Origin of the sequence: Aliirhizobium smilacinae, assembly GCF_006335145.1 — a bacterium.
GTDB lineage: Bacteria > Pseudomonadota > Alphaproteobacteria > Rhizobiales > Rhizobiaceae > Neorhizobium > Neorhizobium smilacinae.
Map to the genome: position 1 here is coordinate 2,149,345 of NZ_VDMN01000001.1, position 24,407 is coordinate 2,173,751.

Genomic DNA, 24,407 nt, shown 5'->3' on the forward strand with positions numbered 1-24,407 from the left:
CGTTCACACCCCGAGATATCGGTCCTGCACTTGCGCAGTTAGTTCGGCCGGGACACCGGTCCAGACACTTCTTCCGTTTTCGAGGATGACGCAACGGTCCGCAACCGGCAAAAGCTCGGAAAGCGTCTTGTCCACCACGAGAATGGAGAGACCTTCCGCCTTCAATTGCCGGATCGCCCGCCAGATATCCTGCCGGATCACGGGGGCAAGCCCCTCCGTCGCCTCGTCGAGGATCAGCAGGCGCGGATTGGTCATCAGCGCGCGGCCGATCGCCAGCATCTGCTGCTCGCCGCCCGACAGCGATTTTGCCATCTGCGCATGCCGCTCTTGCAGCCGCGGGAACAGCGCATTGACTTTATCCAAGGTCCACTTGCCCGGCCTCGCAGCAGCCACGAGATTTTCATGGACGGACAGATTGGGGAAACAGCGTCGTCCTTCCGGCACCAGCCCGACGCCGAGCCGCGCCACCTTGTAGGGCGCCATCCGCTCCGTCCCCTTGCCACCGAAAAAGATGCGGCCGGTCTTCGGCGGCACGAGGTTGCAGATCGACTTGATCGTCGTCGATTTACCCATGCCGTTACGGCCCATCAGCGCCACGACCTCGCCTTCGCCCATCCTGAATTCTACACCTAACAGTGCCTGGCTGGCGCCGTAATAGGTGGTGATATCCTGAACATCCAGAAGCATCAGGCGTGATCTCCCAGATAGGCGGTGCGGACCGTGGAATTGTTGCGGATCTCGTCCACCGTTCCGGTCGCGATGACCTTGCCGTAAACCAGAACCGAAATCCGGTCGGCGAGTGCAAAGACCGCATCCATGTCGTGCTCGACCAGCAAGATCGGCGCCTCCCGGCGCAGCGTGTCGAGAAAGCCCGTCAGCCGTTTCGAACCTTCCGGCCCCATGCCGGCCATAGGCTCGTCGAGCAAAAAGGCCTTGGATTGCAGCGCCAGAGCCATGGCGATTTCCAGCTGGCGGCGCTCGCCGTGGGAAAGCTCGGCTGCCGGCAGACGCGCACGGTCGGCAAGCCCTACCCGCTCAAGGATCGCCATTGCCGGATCGACAAGCGAGGCATCGCGCATCACCGGCCGGAAGAAACCGAAGCTCGATCCCTGCTTTGCCTGCACGGCGAGCATGACGTTGCGCAAGGCGGAAAATTCCGGTGCCAGCGACGACACCTGAAACGTGCGGCCAAGCCCCCGTTGAGCGCGTTCGGCGGTATTCAGTGTGCCGATATCCTCGCCGGCAAAACGGATCGTGCCCGAATCCTGCCTCAGCGTGCCGCAGATCTGGTGGATCAGCGTCGATTTGCCGGCGCCGTTCGGGCCGATCAGCGCGTGGATTTCGCCGGGTCGAAGATCGAGCGAAACGCCGTCAGTTGCGCGAAGAGCAGCGAAATTCTTGACGAGATTGTCTATCTGGAGAACCGGCTCAACCATGTCTGGCCTTTCCTGCCAGAAGGCCAAGCAATCCACCGCGCGCAAACAGAACGACACCGAGAAGGATGAGGCCGAGGAAGAACTGCCAGCGTTCCGTCAGGCCACCCAGCGCGAATTCGAAGGCGACATAAAGGGCAGCCCCCGCAAGCGGCCCGAACAGCCGCCCAGTGCCGCCGAGAATGATCAGCACGATCAGCTCGCCGGACATGTGCCAGGAGAGCATGGACGGGCTGACGAAGCGGTTGAGATCGGCGTATAGCGCACCGGCAAGCGCGGTAATCATCGCCGAGATGACGAAGCCGGTCAGGCGGATACGATAGGGATGGATGCCGACTGTGGCGACGCGCGTCTCGTTCTGCCTTGCCGCCTGCAGGGCCGCGCCGAAACGGGAGGCGCGGATCAGGGAAAAAAGGCCGATGCCGACCAGCAGCACGACATAAGAGACGAAGAAGAAGCTCAGCGGCTTCATCGTGTTGATACCCGGAAACTGGTTGCGTACCAGGATCGACAACCCGTCCTCGCCGCCATAGGCCGGCCAGGAGATGGCGAAATAATAGACCATCTGGGCGAAGGCAAGCGTGATCATGATGAAGTAGACGCCGGATGTCCGCAGGCTGATCGCGCCGATCGCCAGCGCCACGAGACCGGCAGCGATCACCGCGACAATCCAGATGATCGGCATCTGCACCGTGCCGGGTAGACCGAAGATCATCGGCTCATAGGAGAGCGCGTGGCTGGACAGTATCCCCGCCGCATAACCGCCGATGCCAAAGAAGGCGGCATGCCCGAAGGAAACGAGGCCACCAAGACCAAGCGCAAGGTTGAGCCCAAGCGCTGCCAGCGCCAGAATGGCGATGCGGGTTGCCAGCGTCACATAAAAAGGCTGGCCGAATGCATTGGCGGCCAAAGGAGCCGCAAGCAGCAGAACGGCAGCTAAGAGATTGACGGTGTTTTCGCGTGTCAGCATTTTTCGGCCTCACGCATGTGCCGGCGGGAAAAGCCCGCGCGGCTTGACGGCCAGAATGACGGCCATCACGACATAGATCAGCATTGAGGCCATCGCGCCGCCGATCATGCCAGCCTGGGACGGATCGACGAAAACCGCCAGAAGCTGCGGCAGCAGAAAACGGCCTAGCGTATCTGTAATGCCGACCAGAAGCGCGCCATAGAGAGCGCCTTTGATCGAGCCGATACCGCCGATGACGATAACGACGAAGGCAAGGATCAGCACCGGCTCACCCATGCCGACCTGTACCGATTGCAGCGCGCCAACAAGGGCACCGGCAAGACCTGCGAGCGCCGATCCCAGCGCGAAAACCAGCGTGTAGAGCGTGCGGATGTCGACGCCGAGCGCGCCGATCATCTCCCGGTCGCTTTCGCCGGCACGAATGCGCATGCCGAGGCGGGTTTTTCCGATCAGCAAGTAAAGGCCGAGCGCGATCAGCGCACCGACGGCAATGATCGCCAGACGGTAAACCGGATAGCTCGCGTCTCCCGGCAGGTTGACGATACCCTGCAGCAGCGGCGGAATATCGAGATACAGCGGGAAATCGCCGAACAGCCAGCGGGTGCCTTCAGAAAAAATCAGGATCAGCGCAAAAGTCGCAAGCACCTGATCGAGATGGTCGCGGTCATAAAGCCGTCGGATGACGGCAAGCTCGACGATCGCACCGGCGGCAGCGGCACAGGCAAGGCTGGCGATCAGGCCAAGCCAGAACGAACCGGTCCAGGCGGCGACGGTGGCGCAGGCGAATGCTCCGACCATGTAGAGCGAACCGTGAGCGAGGTTGATGAGGCCCATGACGCCGAAGATCAGCGTCAGCCCGGCTGCCATGAGAAACAACATGACGCCGAGCTGGATGCCGTTCAGCAGCTGCTCGAGAGCAAGTGCGATGGTCACGCTGCGACCTTAGATCTTGCAGTCTTTGGCATAGGCATCGCCGTGATCGGCAAAGATCTTCTCGACCGTCTTGTTGGTCAGAACTCCGTCCTTCTTCACCACTTCCGTCAGGTAGATGTCCTGGATCGGATGCTGGTTGGTGTTGAACTTGAAGTTTCCACGTGGCGACTTGATGTCGGCCTTCAGCAGTTCGGCACGGAAGGCATCAGCATCCTTGACGCTCGCCTTGGCGGCAGCCGATACGATCAACTGGCCGGCATCATAGGCCTGCAGGGCATAGATCGACGGAAGGCGGCTGTATTCCTTCTGGAAATCGGCAACGAACTTCTTGCTGACATCGGTGTCGAAATCGGGTGCCCACTGGCCCGACGCCTTGGCGCCCAACGCTGCATCACCGATTGCCGGCAGAACGTCCTGACTGAAGGAGAAGCCCGGGCCCATGACCGGAATCTTGACGCCCGACTGGGCGAACTGCTTCATGAAGGAAATGCCCATGCCGCCCGGCAGGAAGACGAAGATGCCATCGGCACCGGATGCGCGCATCTGGGCAATTTCGGCGGCGTAGTCCGTCTGGCCGACCTTGGTATAGACCTCGCCGGTCAGCTCACCCTTGTAATACCGCTTGAAACCGGTGAGCGAATCCTTGCCGGCCGGGTAGTTCGGCGCGAGGATGAACATCTTCTTGTAGGTCTTAGCCGCGTATTCGCCCATCGCCTCGTGCAGGTTGTCGTTCTGGTAGGCGGCGTTGAAATAGAGCTTGTTGCAGCCGGCACCGGCAAGAGCGGCCGGCGCCGCATTGGTGGACACGTAGAACTTGCCCTGCGCGACCGCACCCGGCACCACCGCCATCAACAGGTTCGACCAGACGATGCCGGTCAGAACGTCGACCTGATCGCTCTGGATCATCTTGTCGGCGATCTGGACGGCCAGTTCCGGCTTCTGCGCATCGTCTTCGGTGACGACGGTGATGTCCTTGTTGCCGGACTGCTTGATCGCCAGCATGAAGCCGTCGCGCGTATCGACGCCGAGGCCGGCACCGCCGCCAGACAGCGTGGTGATCATGCCGATCTTGAGCGGTTCGGCCATCGCCAGACCCGACACGCCGAGGCCGAGGCCGAGCGCCATCGTGGCTGCTGCAAGGATTTTTTTCATCTTCGTATTCCCCTTCTTCGTTCCCCAATCCGCCTGTCCGGCAGTTGGCTCCTACCTTCCACATTCCTCGCAAAACTTCCACCTCCAGAGCGAAAATTCGCAGCCCCCCGTCGCTTTCAGAAACAGTGCAGACAAAGGTTCTCTCGCATCCGTGTACGGTCATCGCCCTTTCCCTGAACCGGCGATACGATATGTGGAAAAAGACGGAAAAACTTTTATGGAGAACCGCATGCGCCACAAGATCACCGACTGGGACGACGCCTATGCCAACGGCATCAACATTCCGCAGGGCGATCGCTGGCCGGGTGCATGGGCCGAACCGGCGAAGGCGTATCGCGAGCGCATGGTGGAAACCGGTCAGGCGAAGCTGGGCTTGAGTTACGGCGACAAGCCGCGCAACCGTTTCGATCTGTTCGTGCCTGCCGGCGATCCGCTCGGTCTCGTCGTCTTCGTCCATGGCGGCTTCTGGATCAGGCTCGACAACAGCTATTTTTCACATCTCGCCCATGGCGCGGTTGAAACCGGTTATGCCGTGGCGATGCCGACCTATACGCATGCCCCGGAAAACCGGATCTCGGAGATTACGCAGGAGATCGGAAAGGCGATCGAGGCCGCAGCTGAGATCGTCTCCGGCCCGATCCGACTGGCAGGGCATTCGGCCGGCGGTCATCTGGTCACCCGCATGGCCAGCGCCTCATCTCCCTTGCCGGAGGAGATCCGCAAACGGATCGTCAATGTCGTGTCGATCTCCGGCGTTCACGACCTGCGGCCGATCATCAATACGCAGATGAACGAAATGCAGCGGATCGATATCGAGGAAGCCTACCTTGAAAGCCCGGCCCTTCTCGAACCGCTCTTTCGAACCCGCGTTACCTGCTGGGTCGGCGCTTCGGAGCGCTCGGAATTCCTGCGCCAGAACGCCCTGCTCGCCAATATTTGGAAGGGGCTCGACGCCGAGACGGATTGCGTCGAGGAGCCCGACCGGCACCATTTCAACATTCTGGACGGACTTGCCGATCCGCATCATCCGCTGACGGAAGCGCTGCTTTCGTGACGATACGAAGCCTCTGGAAAAGCGGCACGATCTGCCGTAACCGGGGAGCATGACGAAACAGGTGGCAATCATCGGCGGCGGGCCGGCGGGACTGATGGCAGCGGAGGTGCTTTCGGCAGCCGGTCTTTGCGTGACCGTCTACGATGCAATGCCGACATTTGCGCGCAAATTTCTGCTTGCCGGAAAATCCGGGCTGAACATCACCCATTCGGAGGATTTTGCCCGTTTTGCCGAACGTTTCGGCAGCGCTTCCCCTCGCCTGCGGCCGGCTCTGAATGACTTCACGCCGGACGACGTGCGGCAATGGGCGACGGGGCTCGGCACGGAAACATTCGTCGGCACATCCGGCCGGGTTTTCCCGACAGTGATGAAAGCCTCTCCGCTGCTGCGCGCATGGCTGAAGCGGCTTGAAACGCAGGGCGTGACGCTGAAGACCCGACATCGGTGGGCCGGCTTTGACGGTGATGGATTTTGCTTCATAACGCCGGACGGCGAAACCACCATCCGGCCCGACGCCGCACTTCTTGCGCTCGGCGGCGCAAGCTGGCCAAGGCTCGGTTCGAATGCCGCCTGGGTGCCGTGGCTGAAGGGCCAGGGCATAAATGTTCACGACCTGCAACCCGCCAATTGCGGTTTCGATGTCGCTTGGAGCGATGTCTTCATCGAGCGTTTCGCCGGTGCGCCGCTGAAATCGGTCTCAACGACATCCGATGCCGGCACTTATCCGGGCGAATTCGTCATATCCAAACACGGGATAGAGGGCAGTCTCGTTTATGCCCATTCGGCAGCACTGCGCGATCGGCTTGCCCGTGACGGGAAAGCCGCCCTTACCGTCGACCTGATGCCGGGACGAGTGCCGGAACGTCTCGCCCGTGATCTCGCAAGACAGGATGCCAGGGCAAGCTTTTCCAACCGCTTGCGCAAGGGCGCCGGACTGGATGGCGTCAAGGCCGCGCTCATCCGCGAACTTTCTGCGGATGCGAACCGGCTGCCAGCGGAGCAATTGGCGGCTCTGATCAAGGTGCTGCCTATCCCGGTTCTGCGACCTCGTCCGATCGCCGAGGCGATCTCGTCGGCCGGCGGCATCGCTTGGAGCGAAATCGACGAGCGCTACATGTTGAAATCCCGTCCCGGACTGTTCGCGGCCGGTGAAATACTCGACTGGGAGGCGCCGACCGGCGGTTATCTGCTGACCGCCTGTTTCGCCACCGGGCGGGCAGCGGCACGCGGCATCAAGAACTGGCTTTCAAACAATTAGTTTCGACAGGACCGCGCGCCTTTCTCCCGCTATTGTCATGGATCAATGCCGCCAGGTGGCTTTACGGCAGATTGCCTAGAAAGCACCCCAACCACTCTCGTCCAATGACACGCCAGCGACGTCGACACCTCATCCGCAAACGACGGACCACAACCGGTTTGGCGCTTGTTGCCGCCATTTCCTTTATTGCCGGGATGACGGATGCCATTGGCCTCATCCTGTCCGGAGATTTCGTCTCGTTCATGAGCGGCAACACGACGCGCGCGGCAATCTCGTTTGCAGACGGCAACTATGCTCATGCGCTGACCCTGTTCGGCGCAATCTGGATTTTTGTCCTCGGCAATGCGCTCGGCATCGTGCTTGCCCATCGGGTATCGGCACGGCGCGCCTTCGCAGTGCTCTCGACGGTAGCGATCCTGCTTGCGGGCGCTTCGGTCGTGCCGGCGGATCACCTTCGGCTGCAATTCTATCTCGTCGTGCTTTCCATGGGCATGATTAATGCGACCGTGGAGCAGATCGAAGGCCTGCCGATCGGGCTGACCTATATTACCGGTGCGTTGTCCCGTTTCGGCCGCGGCATTGGACGGTGGATGATCGGCGACCGCAATCCGCGGGGCTGGCTGATCCAGACCGTGCCCTGGACCGGTATGGCGGCCGGAGCCTTGGCCGGAGCTTTCGCGACCCACTACATGGGCAAGGATGCGCTTTCGATCGTTGCCCTGGTGGCGATCGTCGTCGCGCTCGCCACCAGGGCCCTGCCACGCCCACTCCACCTGCATTTCCAGCAGCCGATCGTTCACCGGCGTCGCGACGCATTGTAGACTGGCCGCGAATCGAATTCGCGAGCCTTCATGTTTCTTCTTTCCAAACTATTCTGGGTTTTCGCCCAACCGCTCTCTCTTGCCTTCCTGCTGGCTGCCCTTGCGGCAGTGCTCGCCGTCGTCGGCTGGCGAAGGTTTTCCGGCCTCTCGGCTTTTCTGGCCGCACTCACGCTTTTCATCACGCTGTTCACGACAACGGGGACTGTCGCGCTTCAGGTTCTGGAAGCAGGCTTTCCGAAACCGGCAACCGAGCCCTCCGAAGTCGCCTGCATGATCATCCTCGGCGGCGCATTCGATAACGAGATCAATACGGCGCGGGGCGGCATGGAGCTCAACCAGTCGGCCGACCGCTTCGTCGAAGCCCTCAGGCTCGCCCGCAATTACCCTGAGGCGCGTATCCTGATTTCAGGCGGCGACGGGTCGATCAGCGGTACCTTCGAGGGCGAGGCACAAACGGCGGAACGCTTCTTCTCGGCCTTCGGCATATCGCCGGACCGGCTGATCAAGGAAAACACCTCTCGCACGACCTACGAGAACAGCCTCAATACGGCCGAACTCCTAAAGGCTCAGGGTCTGGAAAACTGCCTGCTGATCACCTCCGCCTTTCACATGCCGCGCTCGGTCGGCCTGTTCCGCAAAGCCGGCATCACGGTCACCCCCTGGCCGGTCGATTACCGAACGAGCGGCGTTGTCTCGCCCGCCCTCGACTTCACCCAACCAGCGCTCAACGCGCAGATCACCACGACGGCCGTGCGCGAATGGATGAGCCTGACCGCATATTATCTGACGGGCCGGATAGACAGGATCTTCCCGCAATAACTACTTCTTGGAAATCGTGACGAATTTCGTGCCCCGAACTCGGACGCGCATTTCGCAAGGCTCGGCATCGGTGCGCTCGCAGAAACGCGGATGCATTTTGAACATGAAGACCATGTTGCCGAAATACTGTACGAAATCGTAACCGTAGACCTGCGCGGTGGCTATCATGATGTAACCGCCCTCCTTGGCCTGAACGTAGAAATTCTGCGGGCAGCCGTCCTGATTGCATTTCGGACCACGCACCCCGTCGCAGGTCAGGGCGCTGTGATCGATTACCACATCGACGATATTGTCGTTGTTGATATCGAAGCGCTTGACGAAATCGGGGCCGAAATCGACCGTCTTGCAGCTTTTCCGAAAGAAACCCTTTTCGAACATTTCAGGGTCCTGCAGCAATTGCTGCTGAGCCGATGCCATGACAGGCATCATCACCAGAAGGGCAATGGCTTGGATTATCGCGACAAAATGCTTTTTCACGGTTCTCACCACGGAAAATTGATCTGTTCATGATGCAGCGGCACGGATGACGTGTACGCACGGCACGGACTATATCCTCAACCCTTAGCCTTAAGCACTTGCGCGACGCTGGAGAACGACATGTCCCTGCTGATGATACTCGATTATGCGGGCGTTGCGGTGTTTGCAGCGACCGGCGCACTTGCCGCCTCGCGAAAGGAGCTCGATTTCATCGGTTTCCTGTTCTTTGCGGCGGTGACGGGATCGGGTGGCGGAACGGTGCGTGACCTTATTCTCGGTCGTCCCGTCTTCTGGGTCATGGACCCTGCCTATATTCTCATCTGCGTAGCAACCGGTGCTTTCGTGTTCTTCACCGCCACTTATGTGGAATCGCGCTACAAGCTGCTTTTATGGCTGGATGCGATCGGCCTTGCCGCCTATTGCGTGCTGGGTGCCGCCAAAGGCATGGCCGCCACCGGTTCTCCGACGATCGCGATCGTCACGGGCGTGATGACCGCGACGCTCGGCGGTGTGCTGCGCGATGTCCTGGCCAACGAACAGTCGGTGCTTTTGCGGCCGGAGATCTACATCACCTCCGCACTGGCAGGCGCCGGGGCATTTACGGCCGTACATATGATGGGGCAGCCGCTGATCGTCAGCGCCGGCTTCGGCGTGGTTATCTCATTTGCATTGCGCGGCGGCGCGCTTCACTACGGCTGGACCCTGCCGCGCTACATGTCACGGCCGGGTCGGCCTCCCGAGGAAGCTCTGAAGTCCGGTAAAAGGAAAAAACGCCGTTAAGCGTCAGGAGCGCTTTTCGCGCAGGCGGATAACGACATCCACATGGGCGATTTCCATGCCTTCCGGAGGTTCCGGGAGGTTGCCGATAACCAGATTGCCGATCGGTACGTCCAGCACTTCATTGCGTCCTTCGACGAAGAAGTGGTGATGATCCGACGTGTTGGTGTCGAAATAGGTCTTTGCGCCTTCGACGGCGAGAACGCGGATCAGCCCGGCTTCGGTAAACTGGTGAAGCGTGTTGTAAACGGTGGCCAGCGAAACCGGCACGCCAGCGATAATCGCCTCTTCGTGCAGCTCCTCGACCGTCAGGTGGCGGTCACCCTTGGCGAAAAGAAGATCGCCCAGCGCAACGCGCTGCCGTGTCGGCCGCAGACCATAACGGCGCAACTTCACTTCGATTTCGGGCATGGCTTCTGCCATTCTATCCTGGAGCTCCTGCAACTCGCGATACTTCTCAAGTTTCGGATATAACTTTTGACGGCTTGAGTTTCAACAGTTTCCCGCGTCGGATGCGCGCGCGGTGTCTCAAATATTCGGATTTTATGCCCGCGCCTCTGGTTTGCACGCTCCGGTTCCTATATGCGGACGTGACAAAACGACGTTCTGAGGCCCAATACGCAGGGCCTGGAATGTTGAACGCTTCAATCATGGCCGTGCCTGGAACAGGCTTGGCCCGCCTGACCTAGCGATCATAGGGGAACGCGGAATTCGATGACCACCAGACAGTCCAGCTTCAGCTACGAAGAAATCATCTCTTGCGCGCACGGTGAACTCTTCGGACCGGGTAACGCGCAATTGCCGCTGCCGCCGATGCTGATGGTCCACCGTATCACCGACATTTCCGAAACCGGCGGCGCCTTCGACAAGGGCTATATCCGCGCGGAATACGATGTGAAGCCGGATGACTGGTATTTCCCCTGCCATTTCGAAGGTAACCCAATCATGCCGGGCTGCCTCGGTCTTGACGGCATGTGGCAGCTGACCGGCTTCTTTCTCGGCTGGCTGGGCGAAGAAGGCCGCGGCATGGCGCTTTCGACCGGCGAAGTAAAGTTCAAGGGCATGATCCGCCCGACCACAAAACTTCTCGAATTCGGCATCGACTTCAAGCGCGTCATGAAGGGCCGGCTCGTGCTCGGCACCGCAGACGGCTGGTTGAAGGCCGATGGAGAGACTATCTATCAGGCGACCGACCTTCGCGTCGGCCTGTCCAAGGATAAGACGGCCTGAGGTGAACTCAAGGCCAACTCACGGAAACAACAAGGGTTACAGCAAATGAGACGGGTAGTTGTCACGGGCCTCGGTATCGTGTCCTCGATCGGTAACGACGCAGGCGAAGTCACCGAATCCTTGCGGACTGCGAAATCCGGCATCTCCTTTTCTCCCGATTTCGCGGAGCACGGCTTCAAGTGCCAGGTTTGGGGAAAGCCGGATATCGACGCGACGGACCTCGTCGATCGCCGCGCCATGCGCTTTCTTAGCCAAGGCGGCGCCTGGAACCACGTTGCAATGAAGCAGGCGCTGGCTGATTCCGGACTTGAGGAAAAGGACTACGCCCAGAACGAGCGCGCAGGCATCATCATGGGTTCGGGCGGTCCTTCCACCCGCACGCTGATCGAAGCCGCCGACATCACCATCAAGAACAACAGCCCGAAGCGCATCGGCCCGTTTGCCGTGCCCAAGGCAATGTCGTCCACGGCATCCGCCACGCTTGCCACCTGGTTCAAGATCCACGGCGTCAACTACTCGATCTCGTCGGCCTGCTCGACTTCGGCACACTGCATCGGCAATGCTGCTGAAATGATCCAGTGGGGCAAGCAGGACATCATGTTCGCCGGTGGCCACGAAGATCTCGACTGGACCATGTCGAACCTGTTCGACGCCATGGGCGCGATGTCGTCGAAGTATAACGAGAATGCTTCCAGCGCCTCGCGCGCCTATGATGCCGACCGCGATGGTTTCGTCATCGCCGGCGGTGCTGGCGTTCTGGTTCTCGAAGAACTGGAACATGCCAAGGCCCGCGGCGCCAAGATCTATGCGGAAATCACCGGTTATGGCGCAACCTCCGACGGTTACGACATGGTCGCTCCGTCGGGCGAAGGCGCCATTCGTTGCATGCGCCAGGCGCTTGCGACGGTGAAGGGCGAAGTCGACTACATCAACACGCACGGCACCTCCACGCCAGTCGGCGACTCGAAGGAAATCGGCGCGATCCGCGAAGTCTTTAAGGACAAGATCCCGCCTATCCAGTCGACAAAGTCGCTGACAGGCCACTCGCTGGGTGCTGCCGGCGTGCAGGAATCGATCTATGGCCTTCTGATGATGCAGGCCGGCTTTATCGGCGAAAGCGCCCATATCCAGAACCTCGATCCCGAATTCGACGGCGTGCCGATCGTGCGCAAGCGCATCGACAACGCCAAGATCGACACGGTCCTGTCCAACTCGTTCGGCTTCGGCGGCACCAACGCCACGCTCGTGTTCCAGCGCTACAACGGGTAAACCCAAACGGGTTGCCTCTACTGGCCGATCAAAGACAGGTGCGCATCATGATGCGCACCTGTCTTGCGTTTGAGGGATACTCGCATTAGGATCTCGTATCGTTTGGAGCGACCGATGGAGCGGAATAGCCAGAAGATCATCGCCCAATTGAAGCGCGAGGGTTTCGAGTTGGTCTCGATCAAGGGATCGCACCATAAATTCCGCAAAGGCTCACAGACGATCATCGTTCCGCATCCGAAAAAAGACCTGCCGGTCGGCACCGCCATGGCTATCGCCAAACAGGCAGGTTGGATTTGAGGCTTACGCAATGAAACACTACATCGCCATCGTGCATAAGGATAAAGGCAGCGCTTTCGGCGTCACCTTTCCGGATCTCCCATCCGTCTTTTCCGCCTCCGACGGTGAGGAGGATTTGATCGCAAATGCGATCGAGGCACTGCGTCTTTGGGCGGAAGACGAGCAACTCCCTCTCCCCTCGACCTATGAACAGGTGACGGCACGTGAGGCTGTTCGTGCGGAGCTGGCAAAAGGGGCGTTCCTGGTGCGTGTCCCCGTTATAGAGGACGATGCGCGTGTGGTGCGTGCAAATGTAACATTCGAGAAGGGCATGCTGGATGCAATCGATGCTGTCGCTCGTGAACGAGGCCTGACCCGCTCCGCCTTTCTCGCAAGTGCGGCCCGCAAGGAAATCGACGCCGCTTAATCACGGTACCGCTTCAGGTCCTCCGCCGCCTGAACATTTCCGGCGGTTGCGGCTTCTCTCAGCAATGTTTTTGATTTCGCGGGATCTTCCGCCTCGATCAGATGGGCAAGCTTCCATTTTGCCCAATGATCATTGGTCTTCGGCAGGCTGAGTTCGAGGTAGCGTCTCGCCAAAGCCGGATCCTTCTTCATGCCCTCGCCATCGGCGAGCATGAAGGCCAGCATATGATAACCCCAGATATTGTCGTTCTCGGCTGCGGTCCGATACCAGATGGCAGCGATCGCCGGATCGGCTGCAACGGCTATGCCCTTCTGGTAACACCAGCCGACCTTGAGCTGGCCGTGCTTGTCGTTCCTGGCCGCTGCTTTCATATACCAGGAGAAGGCCTGAACCGGGTCTTTGGCGATGCCCTGGCCGTTTTCATAGATCTCGCCGAGCTTGTAGGCCGCGGCCGCATTGCCCTTTTCGGCGGCAAGCCGGAAGTAATGGGTAGCGAGCCTGGGATCGCCCCTTCCCCGGCCCGTCTGGACCTGATGGAGTTCGGCGGCGTTATACCATTCCCAGCTGATATTCGGCGGCTCGGCATGGAGCGGCGCTGCCGATGCGGCCAACCATATCAAAACAGAGCCGACCCGCTTCATGCTCACCCCCGACACCACCGAATGCAACTCTAGTTTGCATTCGGCAACATTGGCAAGATGGGATAAAGCCTCCGGCGTTTCCTTGGGTGCTTACTTCTTCGCCCAGAGAATCTTGAACTTGGAGTTACGGCAGGTCTCGCCGTATTCGCGAAAAGCTTCGGCCAGGACCGGTTCGTAAGGCAGGCCGCGATTGGCGACCATCATCAACCGGCCGCCCTGCTTCAAGGCACCGGCGGCGGTGCGGATCATCGTGCAGCCCAGTTCCGGATCGGCGGCCTGCGCCTCGTGGAAGGGCGGGTTCATGATGACCAGATCGTATTTTTCCTTCGGCGGCTCGGCGCCCAAATCCTGCCAGAAGAAACGTGCCTCCAGATCCGGGGAGTTATGGGCGACGTTCTGCTTGGCGAATTCCAGCGCCCGGTAGTCAGCCTCGAAAAGATCGATGCGATGAACCCGCGGCGAGCGCTCGGCCAGCATGATCGACAGATAACCCCAGCCCGCGCCGAAATCGGCAACATTGCCGTCAAAATCGGTCGGGAAACGGCTCGCGAGAAGCTCCGAACCGGCGTCGACGCGCTCGTGGCTGAACATGCCCGGAGCGGCCTGGTAACGGCCCTCGACGGTCACAGCCGGCTTCTTCAGTGCGCTCAGAGCAGCAGAGACATCTTCCGGCCGTCCGAACCAGATCGCCACGCCATGATATTTCGGCGCGTAGTCCAGAACGATACCGAGTTTCAGCAGCATGGTGCGGATCGACTGGATACCGTCTTCCTTGCCGCCAGCGACGACGATCAGTCCGCCGACCTTTACCCGCGCCAGCGCCTCGGCAATGCGGTTCTCGTTGTCGCCGCGATGTTTTCCGCACAGAACCAGCGCAGCATCGTAATCCTCGCCCTCGGGCTCCGGAAAGGCGTTTTCGCGCAGCGAGCGAAAGAGTGGGCGGAACGGCTGCACGGAGGTGATCTCCGCATCAAAGCCTTCCGGCCGGGCATTGCCGGCCTCGGCGCCGAGAAAAATCACCCGCTCGCCTTTACCGGGCATGGGCACGGCATCGGTAGCGAAAGGATGGAAGAGGGTTTTCAGGGCGTCGCGGCTCATGGGTGCGGACCTTAGTGGAGAGAGTGTATGTCTACGAATAAAGAAAAGGCGCGGAAGAAGAAACTTCCGCGCCTCTCGTTTTGATTAAGCGAAAGCTTATTCGGCGGCGGCGTCGCCGTCGGCTCTCTTGATTTCCTGGCCGGTGGCCTGATCTACGACCTTCATCGACAGGCGAACCTTGCCGCGCTCATCGAAGCCCATCAGCTTGACCCAGACCTTGTCGCCTTCCTTGACGATGTCGGAGGTCTTGGCAACGCGCTCGGAAGCGAGCTGCGAGATATGGACGAGGCCGTCACGGGCGCCGAAGAAGTTGACGAAGGCGCCGAAATCGGCGGTCTTCACAACGGTGCCTTCATAGATGACGCCAACTTCAGGCTCGGCAACGATCGAGTGGATCCACTTGCGGGCCGCTTCGATTTCCTTGCCGGAAGACGAGGCGATCTTGACGGTGCCGTCGTCCTCGATGTTGATCTTGGCGCCGGTCTTTTCGACGATTTCGCGGATGACCTTGCCGCCCGAACCGATGACTTCACGGATCTTGTCGACCGGGATGTTCATCACTTCGATGCGCGGAGCAAATTCGCCGAGCTGCGAACGGCCTTCGGTGATGGCGTTGGCCATTTCGCCGAGGATGTGGGTACGACCGCCCTGTGCCTGGGCAAGTGCGACCTTCATGATCTCTTCGGTGATACCGGCGATCTTGATGTCCATCTGCAGCGAGGTGATGCCGTCGGCAGTACCTGCAACCTTGAAGTCCATGTCGCCGAGGTGGTCTTCGTCGCCGAGGATGTCGGAGAGAACAGCAAAACGGTCACCTTCGAGGATCAGGCCCATGGCAATACCGGCAACCGGCTTGGCCAAGGGAACGCCTGCATCCATCAGGGCGAGCGAAGTGCCGCAGACGGTTGCCATCGAGGACGAGCCGTTCGACTCGGTGATCTCGGAGACGACGCGCAGCGTGTAGGGGAACTGTTCAGCCGAAGGCAGCATCGGACGGATAGCGCGCCATGCGAGCTTGCCGTGACCGATTTCGCGACGGCCTGGGGAGCCCATGCGGCCGGTTTCGCCAACCGAGTAGGGAGGGAAGTTGTAATGGAGCAGGAAGCGCTCCTTGTACATGCCTGTCAGGCTGTCAACGTACTGTTCGTCTTCGCCGGTGCCGAGCGTCGCAACAACGATCGCCTGGGTTTCGCCGCGGGTGAACAGAGCCGAACCGTGGGTGCGCGGCAGGAGGCCGACTTCCGAAACGATCGGGCGAACCGTGACGAGGTCACGACCGTCGATACGGCTCTTGGTGTCGAGGATGTTCCAGCGAACGATCTTCGCCTGAAGATGCTTGAAGGTCGCGCCGATGACTTCGGCGGTGTATTTCGGCTCTACGCCTTCCGGGAAGAAGTGAGCCTTGACCTTTGCCTTGACGGCATCGACGGCAGCGTAACGATCAGCCTTCTGGGTGATCTTGTAGCCTTCGCGCAGCTCGGCTTCGAAATGCTTGAGCATTTCGGCTTCGAGTTCGGAATAGTCTTCCGGCTGGAAGTCGCGCGGTTCCTTGGCAGCCACTTCGGCGAGCTTGATGATCGCATCGATGACCGGCTGAAAACCACGGTGGCCGAACATTACGGCGCCGAGCATGACGTCTTCGTTCAGTTCCTTGGCTTCCGATTCAACCATCAGGACGGCGTCCTGGGTGCCGGCGACGACGAGATCGAGAACCGATTCTTCCATCTCGTCGAGATGCGGGTTCAGGATGTATTCGCCGTTGATGTAGCCGACGCGTGCGCCGCCGACCGGGCCCATGAAGGGAACGCCGGAGAGCGTCAGCGCTGCGGAAGCGGCAACCATCGACAATACGTCGGGATCGTTTTCAAGGTCGTGCTGGACGACGGTGACGACGACCTGGGTGTCGTTCTTGTAGCCTTCCGGGAAGAGCGGACGGATCGGACGGTCGATCAGGCGGGAAACCAGCGTTTCCTTTTCCGACGGACGACCTTCGCGCTTGAAATAGCCACCCGGGATCTTGCCGGCGGCATAGGTCTTTTCCTGGTAGTTGACGGTCAGCGGGAAGAAGTCCTGGCCCGGCTTCGGCGACTTGGCCGAAACGACGGTGGCGAGAACGACGGTTTCGCCGTAGGTGGCGAGAACGGCGCCATCAGCCTGGCGGGCGATCTTGCCCGTTTCCAGCTTCAGCGTACGGCCGGCCCATTCGATTTCGACGGAGTGGGTATTGAACATATGTTGTCCTTCAACGCGGGAAACGGCGTCTCGCCCCAGCATTTCTGCAAAGGGCGGCAACACACTTCACCGCAATCATTGCGACACATCACGGGCAAGACAACGAGAGGCTTTTCAAACTGACCGAAGCCGCCTAGCGGCTTCGGTCAAAAGCATCCTGCAATCCTGCCCCATGACAGATCTGGTTTTGGTGGCGAAACCGGCCCATCCGGGTCCACCTTAGGCTTTGGCACCTTCATAAAGGTACCGAAAAGTGATCCGGCGGGCACTTCACGAGGAAATGCCCGCCGGGACCATATTAGCGGCGCACGCCCAGGCTGGTGATCAGCTTGGTGTAACGGCCTTCGTCCTTCTTCTTGAGATAATCAAGAAGCGAACGACGGCTCGAAACCATGGTCAGAAGGCCACGACGGGAGTGGTTGTCCTTCTTGTGACCCTTGAAGTGTTCCGTCAGATTGTTGATCCGCTCGGTGAGGATCGCAACCTGGACTTCCGGCGAACCGGTGTCGCCTTCGACGGTTGCGTATTCCTTGATGAGTTCGGCCTTGCGCTCTGCAGTGATCGACATCGTCTGATCCTTTATGAGAAGAGGAAATAGGGTCGCCAAAGGCCGGGATGTCGTCCAGCCTTGGCCGTGAAAAGCCTCGTAAACCGAAAGCTTGCGGGGCCTATAGACGAATTTCAGGTAAAAGGAAAGAGCCGTGAATCGAGCGAGGGGATCCGTCCAACCGCTTACCCAAACACGCGCTTCGGGCGGAATTCGCCTTGGCCGATCTCTCCGATGGCAATCAGCCGGCCGCGTACGGTCGCATAGGCTTCCGGCTCCTCGACCGGCGCGGCGTTGCCGCGCAGGATGATCGGATTGCCCATCTTGATACGATGGGCCTGTTCTTCCGTCACCGGCAGATGCGGAAGACTGGACAGCGCTTCGGCGGTATCGATCAGATAAGCATCGAGTGCGGCGAGACGCTCGTCACGATCCTCGATCTGTTCCAGCGCCACGAGATCGGCGAGCGGCACCATCCTGTCCTCGCCGAAGGGAGCGACGAAGGTGCGGCGGAGATTGGAGATATGGCCGTAGCAACCGAGCTCGCGACCGAAATCGCGGGCAAGCGAACGGACATAGGTACCCTTGCCGCATTCGACTTCGAAATAGGCCTCGTCTGCCGTGACGCCGAGCAACGTAAGCCGGAAAATCTCGACTTCGCGCGACGGGATCTCGACCGTCTCGCCTTCGCGTGCCAGATCGTAGGCACGCTCGCCGGCGATTTTGATGGCGGAAAACTGCGGCGGGATCTGGCTGATGACGCCGGTATATTTCGGCAGGAGATCGCGGATCGCCTGCTCATCCGGACGCGTATCGGACGAGGCCGTCACCTCACCCTCGAGGTCGTCGGTCGCACGCTCTTCACCCCAGCTCACGGTGAATTCGTAGATCTTGCGGCCGTCCATGACGTAGGGGACGGTCTTGGTCGCATCGCCCAGCGCGATCGGCAGCATGCCCGAGGCAAGCGGATCGAGCGTACCGGCATGACCGGCCTTCTGGGCGTTGAGCAGCCACTTGATCTTGGAGACGGCTTCGGTCGAACCGAAGTCCACCGGCTTGTCGAGGATAAGCCAGCCGGAAACCGCCCGGCCCTTGGGTTTGCGTGGTTTGGACATGCGTTCTTTCAGATTGTGCTTGTTATTCGTCGTCGCCCTTCGTCTCGCCGAGATCCCTCTGGACCTCCGGCGAACGAAGCAGTTCGTCGATCTTCTTGTAGTTGTCGAAGCTCGTGTCATCGCGGAAGCGGACTTCCGGCATGTATTTCATCTGCTTCAGCGGACCGCCGAGCCGGCCGCGGATATATTTTGCATGACGGTTGAGAGTATCGATCACTGCCTGATGATCGGGCAGTCCAAGCGGCGTCACATAGGCAGTCGCGATCTTCAGGTCGGGCGACATACGCACTTCCGACACTGAGATCACCGTCTTTTCGATCAGGTCGTCGCGCACTTCGCCGCGCTGCAGAACCTGGGTGATGGCGGCGCGAACCTGCTCGCCAACACGAAGCATGCGCTGGGAGGGCGCCGAAGAAGTAGCCTTTGCCATGTTTAATCTCTTTGCTAACGCCGCCGGGGTTCGTCCCGCCAGGGTGAGACCCCAGGGCGCCTTTTCAATCAAGGGGCGTCAAATGACCCACAGCCGGCCAAAGGTCAAGGCGCAGGTGTCGATAAATCACGCCCTGGCTCTGCAGGATGCAGGCTCCGATCTTCAGAAATGAGGGCCGTATGCCCTATCAGAACAGGGCGTCGTCGATGTCATCGTCGCTCATCACGGCAGCAACCACCGCCGTCTCGGCCGGAGGTGCGGTTCCCAGAATGGCTGCATGCAGCTCGCGTTCGGAGACCATCGTATAAAGCCGGGCGATGCGACCGCCAAGATCGGCCAGCGCCGGCTCCAGCCCGGCTGACGGCTCGGCAATTTCGACCATAGAGATTTCATCGGCGCAGCTGCGCAGGACTTCGCCGAGTTCGGCCTGAAAATCGAGACGCGAAAGGCAATTCTCCATCTGATCGATGGCGACACCGCTCTGCTCGCTCAGCGCATCCATCTCGCTATCCATCCGGTCGCCGACGGCGCGGATATTCTGCATTGCCCTGGCCAAACGATCGTCCAGCAGTTCCTGACCGCCATCATCATGGCCGATATCGAGCTTGTCCGAGGCCGTTTCCAGGGTTTTCAGCTCGACCAGCACGTTCTCTGCGGTTTCATCCAGCCGCGCTGCGAAATTGCGCAATTCTGCCGTGACGACGTTGAGCGCCTTGCCGTGCTCTCCGATCTTGCCGCAGCGAAGATTGGTGTTCAATGCCATATAATGGATGTCGGTGCGCACCAACTGCAGCAACCCGACGCCATTGATGAGTTCGCGAACCGTGGTTCCGGTCGAGCGGCTGAGTTCGCCCGCCTCCAGCGCGACGGCTTCGATCTCGCTTACCGCTTCGCGGGCCACGCCGACATTGCCTTCCAGGCGGCGCATCGCGTTGTCGCCGCCACTTTCGGTCATCACCCGGCGCAGGCTATCGATCTCGGCGAGGTCCGAACGAAAGCTCGCGACGGTCTTGACGATCTTTGCCGTGTCGCGGTCGAAATCGTCGATCGACTGGCTGAGCTGCAGAGCGACGAGGTTGGTGATGATCGATGACAGATTTGCCCTGTCTTCCGCCGTCAGCGTTGCCGCCTCGGTTTCAACATAGCTTTCCATGAGTGATAGCGAACTCTGGCAATGTTCGATACGCTGGCGGGTGATGTCGCCGATCTGCATCGCCGACAGAACGGAAGCCAGCTTGCCCTGAATGCCGGCCGCAATCTTGCGAACCCGTGCCGCCCGCTCGACAAGCACTTTCTGCTGCGTGCTGATTTCGGCACCGCCCGTCGAAAGACCCGTAACGATGTCGGGAATGGTCGCTTCATATCGCTGAATGGTGGTCGCGCCGCGTTCCATGACGGAACCCAGACCGGAGCCGAGAGACTTCAGCTGGTCGCCGAACTCGTTCACCTGCCTTGTGCCGGTGTGGATGCGTTCGAGAATCTCTTCGGCAAATCCGGCAAAATCATCAATGCCTGCCCCGGTGATCTTGGCCGTCACCGCGAACGTGCGCAGATAACGCATGGTTTCCTGCATGTCGGCCACATGCGGACGAAGATTGCGTTCCGCCCCCGAGATATCGACAAAACCCGCCTGGCGCGCGGTTTCGATCTTGCTGAGTTCGGAAAGCCGGCCAACCGTTTGCTGCAGTTCGGCCATGGTCTTGGCTGCGGTTTCCTCGTCGAGCGATCCGGTGATCTGGTCGAGTGATCCGGTCAGCTTGTTGAGGACGTCCAGAACGGAAAGAAGTGCCGCACCACCGTCGAGGAAACGCTCTTCCAGACGAACTCGTGCCGTCTCCATCCGCTCCACGAGGCCCGAAACCGGGGCCAGACCTTCAAAAAGCTCGGTCCTATTCACCAAAACTGCCGCAACTGCCACTTCGGCCACCCTTTACGCTCTGCCGGGACTCTTGAGTCCTTATCGGCAACGATTTGCCCTGTTCATTATGGGACAACTCTCCGCCAGCCGGAAAAGCCGGTTCTGGGCACGGGTCGTCCTCACATGCGGACAATCTGCGTCGGCGACAGTTAACCGGGTCGAAACAGCCCGCCGGTTTCGGCGCTCGTGGTTAATTTTCAGAAGATATGAATATGATCTAAATGCGAATGATGACTAATGCACATGAAAACTCACTGGCGCCAATTAACCTCTGATTAAGCATGATGGCCCAAATTTGGCAGGCTATTTCAGCATATTCTAAGGCTTTTGGAGCAGGTATGAATATTGCAGGCCAAAACGAAGCATGCCTCCGCTTGCCTGAAAACCTGACGGTCCGGGCGATCATCCCGGTGCGCGAGGACATGCTGACATTCATCGACGCACACGAGACCGCCACGATCGAGCTGGCGGATGAGGTGCAGGTCGACATCAGCTTCATCCAGATCATCGAGGCGGCCCGCGTTTACGCCAGTACGGCCGGCAAGCAGATCACGCTTGCGCAGCCGGCAAGCGGTGCGCTTCTCGAAACGCTCCGCAGAAGCGGTTTTCTGGAAGGCATGTCGGACGACGACGCGAAATTCTGGCTTCATCAAGGGAAAATTCAATGAGTGCCAACATCCTGACCGTCGACGATTCGGCGAGCATTCGCCTGACGACGAGGGTCGCGCTTTCCAATGCCGGCTATCAGGTCACGGAGGCCGTCGATGGCGTCGATGGCATCGCCAAGCTCAATGCCGGACAGTTCGATTTGGTCGTCACCGACCTCAACATGCCCAACATGGACGGCCTGACGATGATCCGCGAATTGCGGAAACTAACGGCACACACGGGCGTTCCGGTGATCTTCCTCACCACCGAATCAGATGGTGAGATCAAGCAGCAGGCCAAGGCCGCCGGCGCGACCGGCTGGCTGACCAAACCCTTCGACCCGGAAAGCCTGGTGAAGATCGTCAAGAAGGTGCTCGGCAAATGAGTTTCCCTGATCCTATCGCAGTATTCAGGACAGAAGCGGCCGAGCTTCTGGAACAGATCGAAGCGGGGCTTCTCGATCTCAATGTGAATCTCGGCGACAAGGATCAGGTCGACGCGGTTTTCCGCGGCCTCCACACGCTCAAGGGCTCCGGCGCCATGTTCGGCTTCGAGGCGCTTGCTGCCTTCACCCACCATTGCGAAACGGCCTTCGACCGGGTGCGCAAGGGCGAGGTTCCGGCAACCCATGCCCTCGTGACCGCCGTTCTCGAAGCCAAGGATCACATGCGGGCGCTGGTGGAAACACCGTCCGGCGACCATGAGGCGATGAGCGAAGCGCTGCTCGTCAATCTGCGCCGCGCCGTCGATGGTGGTGGTGATGCCGCCACAGCGCCTGCGGCAGCGCCTCCGGCCCAGACGCTCTACAAGATCCGTTTCAGCCTGCCCCAGAACGCCATGGCAAACGGCACCAATCCGCTGCCGCTGCTCGATGAATTGCGCGATCTCGGCACCTGCCGCATCGTCGCCGACCGTTCGGGTATCCCCTCGCTCGACGAGCTCGTTCCGACCGACTTGCACATCTCCTGGGATGTCGAGCTTCTGACAGCCGAGCCGCGATCGGCGATCGACGACGTGTTCATCTTCGTGATGGACGACATGGAACTTACGGTCGAAGAGATCGCAGCTCAGGCACAAGCGCCTGCCGTCATCGCACCTGCATCCGTCGCAGCAGCGCCCGTTGCGGCCGCGGCAGTCGTATCGGCCGCCGCAGCATCGGCGCCAGCGCCGGTCGATGCCAAAACTGCCAAGGCGAATGAAAACGTCCGCGTTCCCGCCGAAAAGCTCGACGAGTTGATGGACAGGGTCGGCGAGCTTGTAATCGCCCAGTCGCGGCTGTCTCAGCTGGCGGGCGGCAGCGGCGATCTCACGCTGCGCGCCGTTTCCGAAGACGTCGAACGCCTTTCCGGCGAGCTGCGCGACACGATGATGGTCCTGCGCATGGTGCCGGTCACACATCTGTTCAGCCGCTTCCGCCGGCTGGTGCACGATCTCGCCAACGAAACCGGCAAGAGAATAGAACTGATCACCGAGGGTGAAACGACGGAAGTCGACAAGAGCGTCATCGAACGCCTCGCCGACCCCCTCGTCCATCTTGTGCGCAATTCCTGCGACCATGGTCTGGAAACGGCAGATGAACGCCTGGCGACCGGCAAAACCGAAGCCGGCCATATCCACCTTTCGGCCCGCCAGCAGGCCGGCGAAGTTATCATCACGATCAAGGATGACGGTCGTGGCATCAACAAGGATCGGGTTCGCGCCAAGGCGGAATCCTCCGGCCTGATCGCCGCAAATGCCAGCCTTACCGACCAGGAACTCTACCAGTTGATCTTCCAGCCGGGCTTTTCCACGGCAAGCGAAGTCACCAATCTGTCCGGCCGCGGCGTCGGCATGGATGTGGTGAAGCGGACGATCGACGCGCTACGCGGCACGATCAACGTCGTCAGCCGTCCGGGTGAAGGTTCGGAAATCTCGCTGGCCATCCCGCTGACGCTCGCCATCATCGACGGCCTGCTCGTGCGTGTCGGCAATGCGCGCTACGTCATCCCGCTTTCGGCTGTCGAGGAATGCCTCGAACTTTCGGTCGAGGAAGACATGCGTTCGCGCGGTCGCAGCTTCATCTCGCTGCGCGACAGCCTCGTGCCCTTCCTTCGCCTGCGGGACCTCTTCCGCACCGGCACCAAGCCCGATCAGTTCCAGAAGGTGGTGGTGATCTCGACCGGTTCGGAACGCGTCGGCCTCGTCGTCGACCAGATCATTGGCGACCACCAGACGGTGATCAAGGGCATGTCGAAACTTCACCATGACGTGGCGACTTTCTCGGGCGCCACCATTCTCGGCGACGGCGATGTCGCCCTTATTCTCGATGTCGGCCACCTCGTCGCCGAGGGCCAGCAGCAGGAGGCGCATCTGCGCGCAGCCGGATGAACCAAGTGGTCAGAAAACTCTCGGAAGACCTGTGGCAAGGACGTGACGAACTCGAGGTCCTGACCTTCGAGATTGCCGGCGAAACCTTCGCGCTTGAAGCCTTTATCGTTCAGGAGATTCTCGATCTCTTGCCGGAAACCAGTGTTCCGGGCGCCAAGGCCTTTGTCGGCAGCGTCATCAATTTCCGCGGCAAGGTTATTCCGCTCGCCGATATAAGGCTTGCCTTCGGCATGGAAGCGACGAAGCCGACGATCGACAGCCGCATCATCGTCATCGTCATCGAGATTGATGGAGAGCCGGTACTTGCCGGGATCCGCACCGACAAGGTGAACGAAGTCACGACACTTCTGCAATCCGCCAACGAACCGCCGCCAAGTGTTGGCATGCGCTGGCGTCCGGATTTCATCAACTGCCTGGTCAAGCGGGGAAGCGAATTCATCATTCTTCCCAATCTGCAGGTCATCTTTTCGGCCAGACACGAGCATTCCGCAACCGCGTCGACCCACGGTTGATCA

At 60.1% G+C, this 24,407-nt stretch carries 27 protein-coding genes; 13 read left to right on the forward strand and 14 right to left on the reverse strand.

The annotated features are described in order from the left end of the window. Window positions 1-3: 3 nt before the first annotated feature. Genes FHP24_RS10530 through FHP24_RS10550 form a run of 5 tightly spaced genes read right to left on the reverse strand, consistent with a single transcriptional unit; the run spans window position 4 to window position 4,488 of the window. On the reverse strand, window positions 4-687 hold the full coding sequence (locus FHP24_RS10530) for an ABC transporter ATP-binding protein (RefSeq protein WP_139675990.1): 684 nt from the start codon (window positions 685-687) through the stop codon (window positions 4-6). Continuing rightward, complete coding sequence (locus FHP24_RS10535) at window positions 687-1,436, reverse strand: ABC transporter ATP-binding protein (protein ID WP_139675991.1); 750 nt, start codon at window positions 1,434-1,436, stop codon at window positions 687-689. Before FHP24_RS10535 ends, FHP24_RS10530 begins: the two co-directional genes overlap by 1 nt. Continuing rightward, window positions 1,429-2,403 (reverse strand): branched-chain amino acid ABC transporter permease, encoded by a 975-nt coding sequence (locus FHP24_RS10540; protein WP_139675992.1) that lies wholly within the window; start codon window positions 2,401-2,403, stop codon window positions 1,429-1,431. The genes FHP24_RS10535 and FHP24_RS10540 overlap by 8 nt, the downstream gene beginning before the upstream one ends. Before the next feature lie 9 nt (window positions 2,404-2,412). Beyond that, window positions 2,413-3,336, reverse strand: a complete 924-nt coding sequence (locus tag FHP24_RS10545; protein WP_139675993.1) for a branched-chain amino acid ABC transporter permease — start codon at window positions 3,334-3,336, stop codon at window positions 2,413-2,415. A gap of 9 nt (window positions 3,337-3,345) precedes the next feature. After that, window positions 3,346-4,488 (reverse strand): ABC transporter substrate-binding protein, encoded by a 1,143-nt coding sequence (locus FHP24_RS10550; protein ID WP_139675994.1) that lies wholly within the window; start codon window positions 4,486-4,488, stop codon window positions 3,346-3,348. A 229-nt stretch (window positions 4,489-4,717) separates the two neighbouring features. Between FHP24_RS10550 and FHP24_RS10555 the strand changes: the two genes are divergently transcribed. The 4 genes from FHP24_RS10555 (at window position 4,718) to FHP24_RS10570 (ending at window position 8,440) form a co-directional block, all read left to right on the forward strand. Then, window positions 4,718-5,542, forward strand: coding sequence for an alpha/beta hydrolase (locus FHP24_RS10555; RefSeq protein WP_139675995.1), 825 nt, complete (start codon window positions 4,718-4,720; stop codon window positions 5,540-5,542). Window positions 5,543-5,591: 49 nt separating this feature from the next. Next, entirely contained in the window at window positions 5,592-6,800 is a 1,209-nt protein-coding gene (locus FHP24_RS10560; RefSeq protein WP_139675996.1) for a TIGR03862 family flavoprotein, read from the forward strand. Between the two features lie 104 nt (window positions 6,801-6,904). After that, a complete protein-coding gene (locus FHP24_RS10565; protein WP_139675997.1) occupies window positions 6,905-7,621 on the forward strand; it encodes a YoaK family protein in 717 nt (238 codons plus the stop codon). Window positions 7,622-7,651: 30 nt separating this feature from the next. After that, a complete protein-coding gene (locus FHP24_RS10570; protein ID WP_139675998.1) occupies window positions 7,652-8,440 on the forward strand; it encodes a YdcF family protein in 789 nt (262 codons plus the stop codon). Here the strand turns inward: FHP24_RS10570 and FHP24_RS10575 are convergent, their stop codons facing one another. Further along, a complete protein-coding gene (locus FHP24_RS10575) occupies window positions 8,441-8,869 on the reverse strand; it encodes a hypothetical protein (protein WP_139676224.1) in 429 nt (142 codons plus the stop codon). It lies immediately after the preceding gene. Between the two features lie 168 nt (window positions 8,870-9,037). On the opposite strand from FHP24_RS10575, the gene FHP24_RS10580 reads away from it, so the two are divergent. Then, entirely contained in the window at window positions 9,038-9,697 is a 660-nt protein-coding gene (locus FHP24_RS10580) for a trimeric intracellular cation channel family protein (protein ID WP_139675999.1), read from the forward strand. Window positions 9,698-9,700: 3 nt separating this feature from the next. Here the strand turns inward: FHP24_RS10580 and irrA are convergent, their stop codons facing one another. Beyond that, window positions 9,701-10,117, reverse strand: a complete 417-nt coding sequence (gene irrA, locus FHP24_RS10585; protein WP_139676000.1) for an iron response transcriptional regulator IrrA — start codon at window positions 10,115-10,117, stop codon at window positions 9,701-9,703. Between the two features lie 291 nt (window positions 10,118-10,408). Between irrA and fabA the strand changes: the two genes are divergently transcribed. From fabA to FHP24_RS10605, 4 genes are all read left to right on the forward strand, one after another. Continuing rightward, the gene (gene fabA, locus FHP24_RS10590; RefSeq protein ID WP_112459053.1) at window positions 10,409-10,924 is read left to right on the forward strand and encodes a 3-hydroxyacyl-[acyl-carrier-protein] dehydratase FabA; all 516 of its coding nucleotides are present in this window, start codon (window positions 10,409-10,411) and stop codon (window positions 10,922-10,924) included. Between the two features lie 45 nt (window positions 10,925-10,969). Next, complete coding sequence (gene fabB, locus FHP24_RS10595; RefSeq protein ID WP_139676001.1) at window positions 10,970-12,193, forward strand: beta-ketoacyl-ACP synthase I; 1,224 nt, start codon at window positions 10,970-10,972, stop codon at window positions 12,191-12,193. A gap of 114 nt (window positions 12,194-12,307) precedes the next feature. Further along, window positions 12,308-12,490: a type II toxin-antitoxin system HicA family toxin gene (locus FHP24_RS10600; protein WP_139676002.1), complete on the forward strand. Its 183-nt coding sequence runs from the start codon at window positions 12,308-12,310 to the stop codon at window positions 12,488-12,490. Between the two features lie 10 nt (window positions 12,491-12,500). After that, the gene (locus FHP24_RS10605) at window positions 12,501-12,896 is read left to right on the forward strand and encodes a type II toxin-antitoxin system HicB family antitoxin (protein ID WP_139676003.1); all 396 of its coding nucleotides are present in this window, start codon (window positions 12,501-12,503) and stop codon (window positions 12,894-12,896) included. Here the strand turns inward: FHP24_RS10605 and FHP24_RS10610 are convergent. The 7 genes from FHP24_RS10610 to FHP24_RS10640 form a co-directional block, all read right to left on the reverse strand. Next, window positions 12,893-13,537, reverse strand: coding sequence for a tetratricopeptide repeat protein (locus tag FHP24_RS10610; protein WP_139676004.1), 645 nt, complete (start codon window positions 13,535-13,537; stop codon window positions 12,893-12,895). The genes FHP24_RS10605 and FHP24_RS10610 overlap by 4 nt on opposite strands. 90 nt (window positions 13,538-13,627) lie before the next feature. Continuing rightward, entirely contained in the window at window positions 13,628-14,635 is a 1,008-nt protein-coding gene (locus FHP24_RS10615) for a class I SAM-dependent methyltransferase (RefSeq protein WP_139676005.1), read from the reverse strand. A gap of 96 nt (window positions 14,636-14,731) precedes the next feature. Continuing rightward, window positions 14,732-16,867, reverse strand: coding sequence for a polyribonucleotide nucleotidyltransferase (gene pnp / locus FHP24_RS10620; protein WP_139676006.1), 2,136 nt, complete (start codon window positions 16,865-16,867; stop codon window positions 14,732-14,734). A gap of 298 nt (window positions 16,868-17,165) precedes the next feature. Continuing rightward, a complete protein-coding gene (rpsO, locus tag FHP24_RS10625) occupies window positions 17,166-17,435 on the reverse strand; it encodes a 30S ribosomal protein S15 (protein ID WP_139676007.1) in 270 nt (89 codons plus the stop codon). Between the two features lie 164 nt (window positions 17,436-17,599). Beyond that, window positions 17,600-18,529, reverse strand: coding sequence for a tRNA pseudouridine(55) synthase TruB (gene truB, locus FHP24_RS10630; RefSeq protein ID WP_139676008.1), 930 nt, complete (start codon window positions 18,527-18,529; stop codon window positions 17,600-17,602). 22 nt (window positions 18,530-18,551) lie between these two features. After that, a complete protein-coding gene (gene rbfA / locus FHP24_RS10635; RefSeq protein ID WP_139676009.1) occupies window positions 18,552-18,959 on the reverse strand; it encodes a 30S ribosome-binding factor RbfA in 408 nt (135 codons plus the stop codon). 187 nt (window positions 18,960-19,146) lie between these two features. Beyond that, a complete protein-coding gene (locus FHP24_RS10640; RefSeq protein WP_139676010.1) occupies window positions 19,147-20,856 on the reverse strand; it encodes a hypothetical protein in 1,710 nt (569 codons plus the stop codon). A gap of 359 nt (window positions 20,857-21,215) precedes the next feature. Here FHP24_RS10640 and FHP24_RS10645 point away from each other — a divergent pair, with 359 nt between their 5' ends. The 4 genes from FHP24_RS10645 to FHP24_RS10660 are packed head-to-tail and all read left to right on the forward strand — an operon-like array spanning window position 21,216 to window position 24,404. Then, entirely contained in the window at window positions 21,216-21,545 is a 330-nt protein-coding gene (locus FHP24_RS10645; protein WP_139676011.1) for an STAS domain-containing protein, read from the forward strand. Beyond that, window positions 21,542-21,910 (forward strand): response regulator, encoded by a 369-nt coding sequence (locus tag FHP24_RS10650; RefSeq protein WP_139676012.1) that lies wholly within the window; start codon window positions 21,542-21,544, stop codon window positions 21,908-21,910. Before FHP24_RS10645 ends, FHP24_RS10650 begins: the two co-directional genes overlap by 4 nt. Further along, the gene (locus FHP24_RS10655) at window positions 21,907-23,892 is read left to right on the forward strand and encodes a chemotaxis protein CheA (RefSeq protein ID WP_139676013.1); all 1,986 of its coding nucleotides are present in this window, start codon (window positions 21,907-21,909) and stop codon (window positions 23,890-23,892) included. The genes FHP24_RS10650 and FHP24_RS10655 overlap by 4 nt, the downstream gene beginning before the upstream one ends. Further along, complete coding sequence (locus FHP24_RS10660; protein WP_139676014.1) at window positions 23,889-24,404, forward strand: chemotaxis protein CheW; 516 nt, start codon at window positions 23,889-23,891, stop codon at window positions 24,402-24,404. The genes FHP24_RS10655 and FHP24_RS10660 overlap by 4 nt, the downstream gene beginning before the upstream one ends. Window positions 24,405-24,407: the final 3 nt, after the last annotated feature.

Excerpts from the sequence above, each read along its gene's own strand:
- FHP24_RS10645 (WP_139676011.1), top strand. The coding sequence starts at position 21,216 with ATGAATATTGCAGGCCAAAACGAAGCATGCCTCCGCTTGCCTGAAAAC.
- rpsO (WP_139676007.1), bottom strand. The coding sequence starts at position 17,435 with ATGTCGATCACTGCAGAGCGCAAGGCCGAACTCATCAAGGAATACGCA.
- FHP24_RS10570 (WP_139675998.1), top strand. The coding sequence starts at position 7,652 with ATGTTTCTTCTTTCCAAACTATTCTGGGTTTTCGCCCAACCGCTCTCT.
- FHP24_RS10615 (WP_139676005.1), bottom strand. The coding sequence starts at position 14,635 with ATGAGCCGCGACGCCCTGAAAACCCTCTTCCATCCTTTCGCTACCGAT.
- pnp (WP_139676006.1), bottom strand. The coding sequence starts at position 16,867 with ATGTTCAATACCCACTCCGTCGAAATCGAATGGGCCGGCCGTACGCTG.
- FHP24_RS10565 (WP_139675997.1), top strand. The coding sequence starts at position 6,905 with ATGACACGCCAGCGACGTCGACACCTCATCCGCAAACGACGGACCACA.
- FHP24_RS10535 (WP_139675991.1), bottom strand. The coding sequence starts at position 1,436 with ATGGTTGAGCCGGTTCTCCAGATAGACAATCTCGTCAAGAATTTCGCT.
- FHP24_RS10660 (WP_139676014.1), top strand. The coding sequence starts at position 23,889 with ATGAACCAAGTGGTCAGAAAACTCTCGGAAGACCTGTGGCAAGGACGT.
- truB (WP_139676008.1), bottom strand. The coding sequence starts at position 18,529 with ATGTCCAAACCACGCAAACCCAAGGGCCGGGCGGTTTCCGGCTGGCTT.
- FHP24_RS10580 (WP_139675999.1), top strand. The coding sequence starts at position 9,038 with ATGTCCCTGCTGATGATACTCGATTATGCGGGCGTTGCGGTGTTTGCA.
- rbfA (WP_139676009.1), bottom strand. The coding sequence starts at position 18,959 with ATGGCAAAGGCTACTTCTTCGGCGCCCTCCCAGCGCATGCTTCGTGTT.
- FHP24_RS10575 (WP_139676224.1), bottom strand. The coding sequence starts at position 8,869 with ATGATGCCTGTCATGGCATCGGCTCAGCAGCAATTGCTGCAGGACCCT.
- FHP24_RS10540 (WP_139675992.1), bottom strand. The coding sequence starts at position 2,403 with ATGCTGACACGCGAAAACACCGTCAATCTCTTAGCTGCCGTTCTGCTG.
- FHP24_RS10650 (WP_139676012.1), top strand. The coding sequence starts at position 21,542 with ATGAGTGCCAACATCCTGACCGTCGACGATTCGGCGAGCATTCGCCTG.
- FHP24_RS10530 (WP_139675990.1), bottom strand. The coding sequence starts at position 687 with ATGCTTCTGGATGTTCAGGATATCACCACCTATTACGGCGCCAGCCAG.
- fabA (WP_112459053.1), top strand. The coding sequence starts at position 10,409 with ATGACCACCAGACAGTCCAGCTTCAGCTACGAAGAAATCATCTCTTGC.
- FHP24_RS10600 (WP_139676002.1), top strand. The coding sequence starts at position 12,308 with ATGGAGCGGAATAGCCAGAAGATCATCGCCCAATTGAAGCGCGAGGGT.
- fabB (WP_139676001.1), top strand. The coding sequence starts at position 10,970 with ATGAGACGGGTAGTTGTCACGGGCCTCGGTATCGTGTCCTCGATCGGT.
- FHP24_RS10605 (WP_139676003.1), top strand. The coding sequence starts at position 12,501 with ATGAAACACTACATCGCCATCGTGCATAAGGATAAAGGCAGCGCTTTC.
- FHP24_RS10555 (WP_139675995.1), top strand. The coding sequence starts at position 4,718 with ATGCGCCACAAGATCACCGACTGGGACGACGCCTATGCCAACGGCATC.
- FHP24_RS10550 (WP_139675994.1), bottom strand. The coding sequence starts at position 4,488 with ATGAAAAAAATCCTTGCAGCAGCCACGATGGCGCTCGGCCTCGGCCTC.
- FHP24_RS10560 (WP_139675996.1), top strand. The coding sequence starts at position 5,592 with ATGACGAAACAGGTGGCAATCATCGGCGGCGGGCCGGCGGGACTGATG.
- FHP24_RS10610 (WP_139676004.1), bottom strand. The coding sequence starts at position 13,537 with ATGAAGCGGGTCGGCTCTGTTTTGATATGGTTGGCCGCATCGGCAGCG.
- FHP24_RS10655 (WP_139676013.1), top strand. The coding sequence starts at position 21,907 with ATGAGTTTCCCTGATCCTATCGCAGTATTCAGGACAGAAGCGGCCGAG.
- irrA (WP_139676000.1), bottom strand. The coding sequence starts at position 10,117 with ATGGCAGAAGCCATGCCCGAAATCGAAGTGAAGTTGCGCCGTTATGGT.